16 protein-coding genes are annotated in these 12,343 nt (G+C 38.7%); all 16 read left to right on the top strand.

The window, feature by feature from the left end; translation table 11 throughout:
- The first annotated feature begins 4 nt into the window (after positions 1-4).
- The 16 genes from ACHUFV_RS05305 (at position 5) to dprA (ending at position 12,275) form a co-directional block, all read left to right on the top strand.
- A complete protein-coding gene (locus tag ACHUFV_RS05305) occupies positions 5-340 on the top strand; it encodes a putative DNA-binding protein (protein WP_394232556.1) in 336 nt (111 codons plus the stop codon).
- Between the two features lie 12 nt (positions 341-352).
- Complete coding sequence (gene ffh / locus ACHUFV_RS05300; RefSeq protein WP_394232555.1) at positions 353-1,705, top strand: signal recognition particle protein; 1,353 nt, start codon at positions 353-355, stop codon at positions 1,703-1,705.
- A gap of 108 nt (positions 1,706-1,813) precedes the next feature.
- Entirely contained in the window at positions 1,814-2,086 is a 273-nt protein-coding gene (gene rpsP, locus ACHUFV_RS05295) for a 30S ribosomal protein S16 (protein WP_071395362.1), read from the top strand.
- 11 nt (positions 2,087-2,097) lie between these two features.
- Positions 2,098-2,331, top strand: a complete 234-nt coding sequence (locus tag ACHUFV_RS05290) for a KH domain-containing protein (protein WP_394232554.1) — start codon at positions 2,098-2,100, stop codon at positions 2,329-2,331.
- Positions 2,332-2,516: 185 nt separating this feature from the next.
- Entirely contained in the window at positions 2,517-2,903 is a 387-nt protein-coding gene (locus ACHUFV_RS05285; protein ID WP_394232553.1) for a YlqD family protein, read from the top strand.
- Between the two features lie 14 nt (positions 2,904-2,917).
- Positions 2,918-3,433: a ribosome maturation factor RimM gene (gene rimM, locus ACHUFV_RS05280; RefSeq protein WP_394232552.1), complete on the top strand. Its 516-nt coding sequence runs from the start codon at positions 2,918-2,920 to the stop codon at positions 3,431-3,433.
- Positions 3,433-4,188, top strand: coding sequence for a tRNA (guanosine(37)-N1)-methyltransferase TrmD (gene trmD, locus ACHUFV_RS05275; RefSeq protein ID WP_394233388.1), 756 nt, complete (start codon positions 3,433-3,435; stop codon positions 4,186-4,188). The genes rimM and trmD overlap by 1 nt, the downstream gene beginning before the upstream one ends.
- Before the next feature lie 188 nt (positions 4,189-4,376).
- The gene (gene rplS, locus ACHUFV_RS05270) at positions 4,377-4,721 is read left to right on the top strand and encodes a 50S ribosomal protein L19 (RefSeq protein WP_150439551.1); all 345 of its coding nucleotides are present in this window, start codon (positions 4,377-4,379) and stop codon (positions 4,719-4,721) included.
- A gap of 226 nt (positions 4,722-4,947) precedes the next feature.
- Positions 4,948-5,499: a signal peptidase I gene (gene lepB, locus ACHUFV_RS05265; RefSeq protein ID WP_394232551.1), complete on the top strand. Its 552-nt coding sequence runs from the start codon at positions 4,948-4,950 to the stop codon at positions 5,497-5,499.
- Positions 5,500-5,515: 16 nt separating this feature from the next.
- Positions 5,516-6,391 carry a ribosome biogenesis GTPase YlqF gene (gene ylqF, locus ACHUFV_RS05260; protein ID WP_394232550.1) on the top strand — a complete coding sequence of 292 codons (876 nt, stop codon included), beginning with the start codon at positions 5,516-5,518 and terminating at the stop codon, positions 6,389-6,391.
- 113 nt (positions 6,392-6,504) lie between these two features.
- Positions 6,505-7,272, top strand: a complete 768-nt coding sequence (locus ACHUFV_RS05255; protein ID WP_394232549.1) for a ribonuclease HII — start codon at positions 6,505-6,507, stop codon at positions 7,270-7,272.
- A 10-nt stretch (positions 7,273-7,282) separates the two neighbouring features.
- Positions 7,283-8,638, top strand: a complete 1,356-nt coding sequence (locus ACHUFV_RS05250) for a hypothetical protein (protein ID WP_394232548.1) — start codon at positions 7,283-7,285, stop codon at positions 8,636-8,638.
- Entirely contained in the window at positions 8,635-8,916 is a 282-nt protein-coding gene (locus ACHUFV_RS05245; protein ID WP_394232547.1) for an EscU/YscU/HrcU family type III secretion system export apparatus switch protein, read from the top strand. The genes ACHUFV_RS05250 and ACHUFV_RS05245 overlap by 4 nt, the downstream gene beginning before the upstream one ends.
- A 315-nt stretch (positions 8,917-9,231) precedes the next feature.
- On the top strand, positions 9,232-10,392 hold the full coding sequence (gene sucC / locus ACHUFV_RS05240; RefSeq protein ID WP_394232546.1) for an ADP-forming succinate--CoA ligase subunit beta: 1,161 nt from the start codon (positions 9,232-9,234) through the stop codon (positions 10,390-10,392).
- Positions 10,393-10,409: 17 nt separating this feature from the next.
- A complete protein-coding gene (gene sucD / locus ACHUFV_RS05235; RefSeq protein ID WP_394232545.1) occupies positions 10,410-11,312 on the top strand; it encodes a succinate--CoA ligase subunit alpha in 903 nt (300 codons plus the stop codon).
- Between the two features lie 111 nt (positions 11,313-11,423).
- Positions 11,424-12,275: a DNA-processing protein DprA gene (gene dprA / locus ACHUFV_RS05230; RefSeq protein ID WP_394232544.1), complete on the top strand. Its 852-nt coding sequence runs from the start codon at positions 11,424-11,426 to the stop codon at positions 12,273-12,275.
- Positions 12,276-12,343: the final 68 nt, after the last annotated feature.

The following is a 12,343-nucleotide window of genomic DNA, read 5'->3' as shown; positions in this document are numbered from 1 at the left end:
AGCGATGCTTGAGAAAACAACGAGAATGAACTATTTGTATGACTTCTATCAATCGTTGTTAACGCCGAAGCAGCGCAGTTATATGGCTCTCTACTATTTAGATGATTTTTCCTTGGGTGAGATTGCGGAAGAATATAATGTTAGCCGTCAAGCTGTTTATGATAATATCAAACGGACGGAAACGATGCTTGAAGAATATGAAGAAAAGCTGTTATTATTCAAAAAGTTTCAAGAGCGTACAAAGTTAATTGAGGAAATGAAAGAGATACTGAAGCAAGATGAAACATTATCTCGACAGCAATTGTCTGAAATGGTTGAGAGAATAGCGAATTTAGATTAGGAGGCGGCATACATGGCATTTGAAGGTTTAGCCGACCGACTGCAAAGTACAATTCAAAAGATTCGTGGTAAAGGGAAGGTCACGGAATCAGACGTTAAAGAAATGATGCGTGAAGTACGCCTAGCTCTTTTAGAAGCCGATGTTAACTTCAAAGTCGTAAAGGATTTTGTTAAAAAGGTTAGCGAACGTTCTGTCGGTCAAGAAGTAATGAAAAGCTTAACACCAGGGCAGCAGGTAATAAAGGTGGTTAAGGAAGAGCTAACAGAACTAATGGGCGGCGAACAGAGTAAGATTGCGGTTTCAAACCGGCCTCCAACAGTCATTATGATGGTTGGACTACAGGGTGCGGGTAAAACAACCACGACAGGGAAGCTTGCAAACTTACTTCGTAAGAAATATAACCGCAATCCTATGCTTGTTGCCGCTGATATCTATCGACCAGCAGCAATCAAGCAGCTTGAAACGCTCGGAAAGCAATTAAGTATGCCAGTTTTCTCGCTTGGGGACCAAGTGAGTCCTGTCGAAATAGCAAAGCAGGCTATATTAAAAGCAAAAGAGGATCATCATGATTATGTTTTGATTGATACGGCAGGGCGTTTACACGTCGATGAGGCGTTGATGGATGAGCTCAAAGATATTAAAGAGCTTACGAAGCCCGATGAAATTTTTCTTGTTGTCGATGCCATGACAGGTCAGGATGCCGTTAATGTAGCTTCTAGTTTTAATGAGCAGCTTGGCTTAACAGGCGTTGTTTTAACGAAGCTCGATGGTGATACCCGTGGCGGTGCGGCGCTTTCAATTCGTTCCGTTACAAATACACCGATTAAATTCGTTGGACTTGGGGAAAAAATGGATGCAATTGAAGCATTTCATCCTGAAAGAATGGCCTCAAGAATACTTGGTATGGGTGATGTTCTGACGCTTATTGAAAAAGCTCAGGCAAATGTTGATGAGGAAAAAGCAAAGGAACTGGAGCAAAAGATGCGCACAGCCTCCTTTACCTTTGATGATTTTCTTGAACAGCTTGGTCAGGTTCGGAACATGGGTCCATTGGACGAATTGTTAAAAATGATGCCTGGTGCAAACAAAATAAAGGGCTTAAACAATCTGCAGATTGATGACAAACAAATTTCTCATGTTGAGGCAATTATTAAATCAATGACAAAGCAGGAAAAAGCTCAGCCTGAAATAATCAATTCCAGCCGGCGGAAAAGAATTGCGAAGGGCAGTGGTACTTCTGTTCCAGAAGTAAATCGATTGCTGAAGCAATTTGATGACATGAAAAAAATGATGAAGCAAATGGCAGGCATGCAGCAAAAAGGAAAGAAAAAGGGCGGTTTTAAATTTCCATTTAAGCCGTTTTAATCTCAAGTAGTCAGTTTTTTTAAACTGACAAGAAAAAAGACTTTACAAAGCTTTTAACAATTGATAATATATTATCTTGTGTGAAACTATTCGGAGGTGCTTATTAAAATGGCAGTAAAAATTCGTTTAAAACGTATGGGAGCAAAAAAGTCTCCTTTCTATCGTATTGTTGTAGCAGATTCTCGTTCTCCTCGTGATGGACGTTCTATTGAAACAGTAGGAACTTACAATCCGGTTACTCAACCAGCACAGATTAACATTGACGAAGAACTTGCGTTAAAATGGTTACAAAACGGTGCAAAACCATCTGATACAGTTCGTAACCTATTCTCACAACAAGGTATTATGGAGAAATTCCATAATATCAAAAACGCTAAGTAATTCTTCTAATTATGAAGGAACTTATCGAAACGATTGTTCAACCCCTTGTTGACTATCCTGATGATGTTCAAGTGAATGTCCTTGAAGAGGATAATCGAATCATCTATCAGCTATCTGTCAACAAAAAGGATATGGGAAAAGTGATCGGTAAGCAAGGAAGGGTTGCAAAAGCAATACGAACAGTAGTATATGCGGCTGCAACCACGAACCTGCAAAAAAAGGTTTTCTTAGAAATTAAAGAGTAGCATCATGACAGTTCTTGTTAGTAAAATAATAGAGCTGTCGATAAGAATGAAAAGCGCAAGTGCCTTAAGGCTCCTGCGCTTTTTTAATATAGTTGAATTAACACCATGTACATACATCATTAGACTAAAATCAAGTGCATATGCTTCTCTTGTACCATATTATTAGGATGATAGGGGGCGTCTACATGAAGCTGCTGCAATCAGTTGTGGTAAAACAGGTTTTAACAGAAAAGAGTAAAGGTGAACTACAAAAGAAATATCAAACAAGTCTAATTCAGCTTCAGAAGGAATGCGATCAGCTGCGCTTTGAGTTAAAAAAGCTAGAAAGATCGAAAAAGTTCCAGCAGCATACGCTTACTAATCAATTTGATAAGGAAATTCAAAACAGGCTTGAAAAAGTAAAATTGATTGAGTTCCAATTAGAACAATTACATATGCTACCTTTAGGAAGCGAATTGAAAGAAAGTGAAGTTCAGGCATTGGTGGATGTTGGTTTAGGTGATCGCTGGAGTGAACTAGCACAAAGAAAAACAATCGTTGTTAAAGATGATATTGTGATTGAAATACGTTAGAGGTGAGGATTCTGATGGAGAAATGGTTTAATGTTGGAAAAATTGTTAATACTCATGGAATCAAAGGTGAAGTACGTGTAATTTCCAAAACGGACTTCGCAGATGAGAGATATAAAAAAGGGAATTCTTTATTTCTATTTAAACAGGGCGAGGAAAAGCCAATTGAACTAATTGTGAAAACCCACCGTAACCATAAAAACTTTGATTTGTTATCCTTTGAAGGGTTTGACGATATTAACCAAATTGAACAATTTAAAGATGGTCTATTGAAGGTTCCGGAAAGTCAGCTTGGGGAGCTTGATGAGGACGAGTATTATTTCCACGAAATCATAGGCTGTACCGTGATAACTGACAATGGTGAAGAAATCGGCACAGTAAAGGAAATCTTAACACCTGGAGCCAATGACGTATGGGTCGTGAGAGGCAAGGGAAAAGAACAACTAATTCCGTACATAGAGGATGTTGTGAAGGAGATAGATGTGGAAGCGAAGAAAATTATTATCACTCCGTTAGAGGGGCTCTTGTTATGATGAAAATAGATGTTCTTACCCTTTTTCCTGAAATGTTTCCCGGTGTTCTTGGGTCTTCCATTTTAAAACGGGCAGAGGATATAAAGGCTGTTTCCTATCGAGTGGTAAATTTTCGAAATTATGCTGATAACAAGCATCATACAGTCGACGATTATCCATATGGCGGGGGAGCTGGAATGGTATTAAAACCACAGCCTATTTTTGATGCGGTAGAGGATTTATCAACGAATTCTGAATCGGGGAAGCCGCGTGTTATTTTACTGTGTCCACAGGGAGAGCGCTTTAATCAAAAGAAAGCGGAGGAACTAGCGAAGGCTGAGCATTTAATCTTTGTCTGCGGGCATTATGAAGGCTATGATGAAAGAATTCGAGAGCATGTGGTGACAGATGAAATTTCAATCGGGGATTTTGTATTAACAGGTGGCGAACTAGGGGCAATGGTCATTATTGACAGCATTGTCCGGCTTCTCCCTGACGTATTGGGAAATGAACAATCACATATGAGGGATTCATTTAGTACGGGTCTGCTAGAGCATCCACATTATACTCGTCCAGCTGATTTTCGCGACATGAAGGTTCCAGAGGTCCTGCTCTCTGGTAATCACCGCTTAATCGATGAATGGCGTGCGAAAGAATCATTAAGAAGAACGTTTTCGCGACGCCCTGATTTACTAGAGGATTTTCAAATGGATGATAAGCAAAAGAAGTGGCTGCAAGAATTTATCAAGGAACAAGAAGGAAAAAGCGAAAAGTAATTTTATTGTTAGGCAAGTTAATTTTATTATCTGAAAAGCATCAAGACTATTGAACTCATGTCTATTATATGCTATTATAGTTTTTGTGACTTAGACCAGTGGTATTAAGTCTTATAACGATGTTCCGCTGCAGTTAAGAAAATGAATTTTTGTCATGCATGAGCATCTGTTGGAAGGAGTGGAAAACGATGCATAAATTAATCGAAGAAATCACAAAAGAACAACTTCGTTCAGATCTTCCTACATTCCGTCCTGGTGACACTGTACGTGTACACGTAAAAGTTGTCGAAGGAACTCGTGAACGTATTCAGGTATATGAAGGTGTTGTGATTAAGCGTCGTGGTGGTGGAATCAGCGAAACTTTTACAGTTCGTAAAGTATCTTACGGAGTAGGCGTTGAGCGTACTTTCCCTGTTCACACACCAAAAATTGCGAAGCTTGAAGTTATTCGTCGCGGTAAAGTCCGTCGTGCGAAACTTTACTATCTACGTAACCTACGTGGTAAAAAAGCTCGTATCAAAGAAATTCGATAAAGAGCAATCAAAAAGGAGCTTGGTAACAGGCTCCTTTTTATTGATTCTAATTCAGTATTTTTATTTTTATATGAAATTATTGTAAAATAAAGCAGAGGGAATGAATCAGTCCTAGTCTTATAAAAGATAATAGTAGAAACATACATACGTATAGGCAACAGTAAGTTTAGTTCCTCTGATTACGACTGTTTCATAAAATATAACCCGAGAATGGTGGGGATTCTAGTTGGCAAAGAAAAAGAATGAACTCTGGGAATGGATTAAGGCGCTCATTATCGCTGTACTATTAGCAGCAGTTATCCGTTATTTTTTATTTGCTCCGATTGTCGTTGATGGTCTTTCCATGATGCCGACGTTACATGATCAAGACAGAATGATTGTCAGTAAATTTAGTTATAAAATAGGTGAGCCAAAGCGTTTTGACATCATCGTGTTCCATGCACCTGAAGAAAAAGATTACATTAAACGAGTCATAGGTCTTCCGGGTGATACGGTTGAGTATAAGGATGATACACTTTATATCAATGGTAAAGCTTATGAAGAGCCGTATTTGGATGAGTATAAAAAACAAGTGATTGATGGACCATTAACAGAGCCTTTTACATTAGAAGAAAAAATTGGTCAGGCAACAGTACCGGAAGGAGAACTATTCGTAATGGGGGATAACCGTCGGTTTAGTAAGGACAGCCGCCATATAGGAACCGTTCCAATGGAAAAGGTACTAGGAAAAACGAGTGTCATTTATTGGCCGATTGAAGATGCACGTTTTATAAAGTAACAGGAGGTGTTGTAATTTGACGATTCAATGGTTTCCTGGGCATATGGCTAAAGCAAGAAGACAGGTAACAGAAAAGTTAAAGCTTGTAGATATTATCTTTGAATTGGTGGATGCCCGTATCCCGCTTTCTTCCCGTAATCCAATGATTGACGAAATCATTCAGCATAAGCCAAGGCTTGTATTATTGAATAAAGCTGATATGGCTGATAAGGCAATTACAAAGGAATGGGTGCGGTTTTTCGAGGAGCAGGGGATAAAGGCACTAGCGATAAACTCTCATGCTGGTACAGGGATGAAGGAGATTGTATCAGCTGCTCAAGAAATATTAAAAGATAAATTCGATAGAATGAAGGCAAAAGGTGTAAAGCCTAGAGCGATTAGAGCGATGATTGTGGGAATCCCTAATGTTGGAAAATCAACGCTAATTAACCGTTTAGCTAAGAAGAATATTGCCAAAACAGGAAATACACCAGGGGTTACAAAAGCCCAGCAATGGATTAAAGTGGGTAAGGAACTTGAACTCCTAGACACACCGGGAATTCTGTGGCCGAAATTTGAAGACCAAGAAGTTGGTTTAAAGCTAGCGTTAACAGGAGCAATCAAGGATGCCATTTTAAATCTCCATGATGTTGCGATTTATGCCATCCGTTTTTTAGAGAAGAATTATCCTGAGCGTTTTAAAGAACGATTTCATATCGAGGGATTCCCGGAAGATATCGTTGAGTTTTTTGATATCATTGGGAAGCAGCGTGGCTGTTTATTGGGAAAAGGTGAAGTTGACTACGATAAAGTAACAGAGCTCATTATTCGGGAAATTAGGACCGAAAAAATGGGAGCTCTTTCGTTTGAAAGACCTGGTTCAATCGTGGATCAACCGGTAACTGAAGCATAAGAAAAGTGAAAATTGAACTAAGAAATCAAGACCATTATTCTAATGATCGTCTTGATTTTTTTGTTTTTTTACCGATATAAAAAATAATTAAGAGATTATAGGGGTAGATTTAGTTGAAATGGACCATTAAAGAAATAGAAGAAAAGCTAGTAACGATCAAGGATGAGCAGGATGAATTTTTCCTGCAGCTTCAACAGGATGAGAGAAAAGGTGTCCAAGCGATTATTAAAAGATGGAAACGTGTACGTGAGCTGGAGAAATTGCACCATGATAAGTTTATTACAATGACTGCCTTTGAAAAAAAATATAGGCAAGAGGGCTATCAATTAATTGCTGGGATTGATGAAGTTGGAAGAGGGCCGCTTGCTGGACCGGTAGTTGCGGCTGCTGTAATCCTGCCTTCTGACTTTTATCTGCCAGGTATTGATGATTCAAAAAAACTCACTGAGCAAAAACGTGAGCAATTTTATACGCATATTAAAGAAACGGCAATCGCAATTGGACTCGGTATTATAGACAATGCTGAAATTGACGCCATTAATATTTTTGCTGCTACTAAAAAAGCAATGTCTCAAGCCGTTTCACAATTAATGCCGAAACCTGATTTTCTTTTGATTGATGCCGTAAAGCTCGATACACCGTACCCGCTGGAAGCGATTATTAAGGGGGACGGGCTCAGTATCTCGATTGCTGCAGCATCAATTGTGGCAAAGGTAACACGTGACAGAATACTAAAGGAGTATGACATCCTGTACCCTAATTACGGGTTTGCGAGTAACTCCGGTTATGGTACAAAAGAGCATTTAGAAGCCATTCAGGCCTATGGAATTACACCAATTCATCGGAAAAGCTTTGCACCAATAAAGGAATACATACTATAAGGGTGACATCATGAACATAATCAACCATTTATTAACAGGTCTGAATCAAAACGGGGCTTTATCCGGAATAAGAACAACTGCCTTTCAGCCAGGCCAAATATTGAACGGGAAGATTGTTAAACTGTTTCCAAATGGTATTGCCTCATTGCAGGTAGGGTCACAGAAGATTGTGGCCCAATTGGAGGCTTCGTTGGAGGCTAATCAACGATACTGGTTTCAAGTTCAGCCCGGTGAAGGAAAGGTCAGGTTGAAAGTGCTTGCGTCCATGGCCCAACACGCTCGTTCTACTGACACAATAGCCTCGTTAGTTAAAGAACTGCATATTCCACACACTGCCGAGAATCTGAAAATCACCACATACTTACTAAAGGAGCAGCTTCCGGTAAATAAGGATTTGGTTGAACAAACCGCACGTTGGCTAATAGAATCCCCTACTGTTGAAGCAGGATTAGAAGCAGTTAAACAGATGGTAAAGAGAGAGCTCCCCATGTCAAAAGCTGCCTTTCAGGCAATAGCAGCAGCTGTTAATCCTGATTCACTAACAGAAAGTATTGAAACACTAGGCAGTCTTCTGCAAAAGGAGCCATTATCAAAATCTGGACAGCAATTAGCTGCCATTATAAAGCAACTATTCGATAATGAAGAGTATCCAGTGGTATCATCAGCTCCTAATGCGGAAATAGCAGCAGGAGGTCAATCGCAAACAATGCCGAATGATTCTCCGCTAATGACTACTTCGTCTTTTGTGAATCATATAAAAGAGCTTGTGAATCGCCTTGGCTACACATATGAGCATGAAATCGGAAAGTTTTTACAGGGTATTTCAGATAATCCCTCCAATTCAGATGCTTTAAAGCCGCTGTTGTTGGATTTTATCATGGAAGAACAAGCTGGTCTTGTACGGGACAAAGCAGAAACAATTTTGCATAAAATAACCGGACTTCAGCTTTTAGCACAGGATTTTGCTCCAATTGAACAATTTGCGCTTCAAATTCCCCTTCCGCTTATGCACAAAACAGTCGATTTAACGATGCAATGGAGTGGAAGAAAGTGTGGGAATGGTCAAATTGATTCTGCCTTTTGTCGGATTATATTCTATTTGGAACTTGAACATTTGCATGACACGATGGTTGACATGCAGGTGCAGAATCGTATTATTACATTGACGATCGTAAACGAGTTTGAAGATCTGAAACAAATCGCCGCACCTTATATTGATATACTTAAGGAGAATTTGGAGGAACTTTCCTTTACGCTGTCGTCTGTCCACTTTGTAAAACACTCAGAGCATAAAATAAAAAAAGAAACACAGGCTTTATCTCCCTATCTTACAAGCCGTTATTCAGGAGTTGATATACGTATATGACTAATCAGTTTGAGAAAAGAAAACAAGCAGTTGCACTTACCTATGATGAGAAACAAGCTGACGCTCCTGTTATTGTAGCTAAAGGGAAAGGCCTGACAGCCGACAAAATTCTCGAAGAAGCCAAAAAACACCAAATTCCGATCCAGGAAGATCCTTCGCTCGTGGAATTATTAGGGAAGCTTAATATCAACGAAAAGATTCCGGAGGAGCTTTATCAGGTTGTCGCGGAAGTATTTGCTTTCATTTATCGTACGGATCAGATCGTGAATAAAAAATAGCTATATAGAATAAAAATACATAGATTAAAGTAAATGCTATAATTAAAAGTTATAGTATAATCAGAATATAAAATAACAAATTTTGTTATTTAAGTATAATAATTGTCAAATGTAAACGTTTGCAAAGTGTTTATTATTAGAATATTTAAAAAAAAGTAAATTTTTGATTCATTATTGTAGACAAGTTACATTTCCTTAATATAAAATGAATGAAAGCGCAGTATATTTTAACTTTATTCAATAGTAAAAATATATTGATAATGAAAGTCACTGTATATGCAGAAACTTTCAACTAGTTTAATAGGAGGATGGGAAATGAATATTCATGAGTACCAAGGGAAAGAAATCCTCAGAAAATATGGGGTAGAAGTTCCAAATGGTAAGGTTGCATTTACTGTCGAAGAAGCAGTTGAAGCAGCAAAACAACTTGGATCAGCTGTTTGTGTCGTGAAAGCGCAGATTCACGCAGGTGGAAGAGGAAAAGCTGGCGGTGTAAAAGTAGCAAAGAATTTGGATGAGGTTCGTACATACGCAACTGAAATTCTAGGCAAGACACTTGTCACACATCAAACAGGTCCAGAAGGTAAGGAAGTCAAACGCTTACTTATTGAAGAGGGCTGTGACATTAAGAAGGAATACTATGTTGGTCTAGTATTAGACCGTGCTACTTCAAGAGTCACTTTAATGGCCTCTGAAGAAGGCGGAACTGAGATTGAAGAAGTGGCAGAAAAAACACCTGAGAAAATCTTTAAAGAAGAAATTGATCCGGTATTAGGATTAATGCCATATCAAGCACGCAGAATCGCATTTAATATCAATATTCCTCATAATCTTATCAACCAAGCTGTTAAGTTTATGATTGGACTATACAATGCTTATATTGAGAAAGATTGTTCAATTGCTGAAATTAATCCGCTTGTTGTAACAGGTGATGGAAAAGTTATGGCACTTGATGCAAAGTTAAATTTTGATTCTAACGCATTATATAGACAAAAAGATGTTTTAGAATATCGTGACCTTGAAGAGGAAGATCCAAAGGAAATTGAAGCCTCTAAATATGACTTAAGCTATGTTTCACTTGATGGAAATATCGGATGTATGGTAAACGGTGCTGGTCTTGCAATGTCAACGATGGATATTATTAAACACTATGGCGGGGAACCGGCAAACTTCCTTGATGTTGGGGGCGGTGCCACAGCTGAAAAGGTAACAGAAGCTTTCAAAATTATCCTTTCTGATCCAAATGTTAAAGGTATCTTTGTCAATATCTTTGGCGGAATCATGAAGTGTGATGTTATTGCAACGGGTGTTGTCGAAGCTGCGAAGCAATTAGGCCTTGAAGTTCCACTTGTTGTACGTTTAGAAGGTACAAACGTAGATCTTGGTAAGCAAATTTTACGTGAATCAGGTCTTAACATTGTTCCTGCTGAGTCTATGGCCGACGGAGCACAAAAAATCGTTACACTAGTGAAATAATAGAAAGGAGAATTGACGTGAGCGTATTTATTAATAAAGATACAAAAGTAATTGTTCAAGGGATTACAGGTTCAACTGCCCTTTTTCATACAAAACAAATGCTAGAATATGGTACGAAAATTGTAGGAGGTACTTCACCTGGTAAAGGCGGTCAAGAGGTTGAAGGAGTACCGGTCTTTAATACAGTAAAAGACGCTGTGGATGCTACAGGCGCAACTGCCTCTGTTATTTATGTTCCTGCTCCTTTTGCAGCTGATGCAATTATTGAAGCAGTAGATGCTGAAATTGATCTGGCAATTTGTATTACTGAGCATATTCCAGTATTAGATATGGTAAAAGTAAAACGCTACATGGAAGGGAAGAAAACCCGCCTTGTAGGTCCTAACTGCCCTGGTGTTATTACAGCAGATGAATGTAAAATTGGTATTATGCCAGGATATATTCATAAAAAAGGACATGTTGGTGTAGTTTCTCGTTCTGGAACATTAACATACGAAGCGGTTCATCAATTAACACAAGCTGGTATCGGCCAGACAACTGCTGTTGGTATCGGTGGAGACCCTGTTAACGGTACAAACTTCATCGACGTATTAAAAGCGTTTAATGAAGACCCTGAAACTGAAGCGGTTATTATGATTGGTGAAATTGGTGGAACAGCTGAAGAGGAAGCTGCAGAATGGGTAAAAGCAAATATGAAGAAACCTGTTGTCGGCTTTATTGGAGGCCGTACAGCACCTCCTGGAAAACGTATGGGACATGCAGGTGCCATCATTTCCGGCGGAAAAGGTACAGCTGATGAAAAAATCCGTGTTATGAACGAATGTGGAATCAAAGTAGCTGATACACCATCTGTAATGGGTGAAACGTTAATTGCTGTATTAAAAGAAAAAGGTCTTTACGAAAAGTGCAAAACACATTAATAAGATTAGTATAGTATTAAGTCCCTCTACCTTGAGGGGCTTTTTCCCATTGTCTACATCGTTCCTTTCCTTCGATTCTTATTAAAATAATTTTAGAATAGGAGAATTAGCATGAACTTTAAACAAAAACTGGTCCATCTTCATCATTGCAGAGGAGCAAGCTGGAATAGTATATACACAATCCTCAAAAAAGATCCGCAATTAAACTCCCTTTATGATCTTAATTCCCATCTTCTCTCTACATTAAAAATAGATGCCTCTATTCATCGAGAGTTAGAGTCCCAGTCTATTTTAAATCGCATACAACAATATGAGATAGAAAATATTCAAATAATCACAATTTTTGACCCGGAATATCCCCAGCTACTTAAAGAAACGTATAAGCCGCCATGGGTTCTTTATACAAAAGGTGACCCTGTCCTTTTATCAGCGGAAAAAAAACTTGCTGTTGTAGGTTCTAGGCAGGCTACCGCATTTGGCAAAAAGTCTATTGAATTATTGTTTCCACAGATAGTGACACATCAGGTAGTCGTTGTAAGCGGCTTAGCAGCTGGAATAGATGCAGAAGCACATCAAACTGCTATTCGCTTAGGCGGCAGGACAATTGGCGTCATTGCCGGCGGTTTTGAACATATCTATCCAAAGCAGAATGAAAAGCTTGCCCAAGATATGATGAAAAACCACTTAGTTATTTCTGAATATCCTCCGTCCACATCTCCCCAAAAGTGGCACTTTCCCATGAGAAACCGTATTATTGCTGGTATCAGCCATGGAACGCTTGTTATTGAGGCAAAAAAAAGAAGCGGGTCACTCATAACTGCAGATTACGCACTGCAAGAAGGAAGAGAGGTATTTGCCATTCCTGGACATATACTTTCACCATATTCTGTCGGAACAAATGAACTTATTCAACAAGGTGCAAAGCTTATTATTACGTCAAAGGATATTTTAGAAGAATTCTAATTTAGAATACGGTCTAAAATTTACATTTCATAATATAATGAAGAAAAATAACCGTTTTTTGATGTTTT

Source organism: Niallia oryzisoli, from assembly GCF_043641075.1.
GTDB lineage: Bacteria > Bacillota > Bacilli > Bacillales > Cytobacillaceae > Bacillus_BD > Bacillus_BD oryzisoli_A.
Note: the sequence above shows the minus strand (reverse complement) of the source record. Positions and strands in the feature narration are given on the sequence as shown.

Coding starts and splice junctions, on each gene's coding strand:
- trmD (WP_394233388.1), top strand. CDS start 3,433: ATGAAAATAGATGTTCTTACCCTTTTTCCTGAAATGTTTCCCGGTGTT.
- rplS (WP_150439551.1), top strand. CDS start 4,377: ATGCATAAATTAATCGAAGAAATCACAAAAGAACAACTTCGTTCAGAT.
- ACHUFV_RS05250 (WP_394232548.1), top strand. CDS start 7,283: ATGAACATAATCAACCATTTATTAACAGGTCTGAATCAAAACGGGGCT.
- ffh (WP_394232555.1), top strand. CDS start 353: ATGGCATTTGAAGGTTTAGCCGACCGACTGCAAAGTACAATTCAAAAG.
- dprA (WP_394232544.1), top strand. CDS start 11,424: ATGAACTTTAAACAAAAACTGGTCCATCTTCATCATTGCAGAGGAGCA.
- rpsP (WP_071395362.1), top strand. CDS start 1,814: ATGGCAGTAAAAATTCGTTTAAAACGTATGGGAGCAAAAAAGTCTCCT.
- ACHUFV_RS05290 (WP_394232554.1), top strand. CDS start 2,098: ATGAAGGAACTTATCGAAACGATTGTTCAACCCCTTGTTGACTATCCT.
- ACHUFV_RS05305 (WP_394232556.1), top strand. CDS start 5: ATGCTTGAGAAAACAACGAGAATGAACTATTTGTATGACTTCTATCAA.
- rimM (WP_394232552.1), top strand. CDS start 2,918: ATGGAGAAATGGTTTAATGTTGGAAAAATTGTTAATACTCATGGAATC.
- ACHUFV_RS05285 (WP_394232553.1), top strand. CDS start 2,517: ATGAAGCTGCTGCAATCAGTTGTGGTAAAACAGGTTTTAACAGAAAAG.
- ACHUFV_RS05245 (WP_394232547.1), top strand. CDS start 8,635: ATGACTAATCAGTTTGAGAAAAGAAAACAAGCAGTTGCACTTACCTAT.
- sucC (WP_394232546.1), top strand. CDS start 9,232: ATGAATATTCATGAGTACCAAGGGAAAGAAATCCTCAGAAAATATGGG.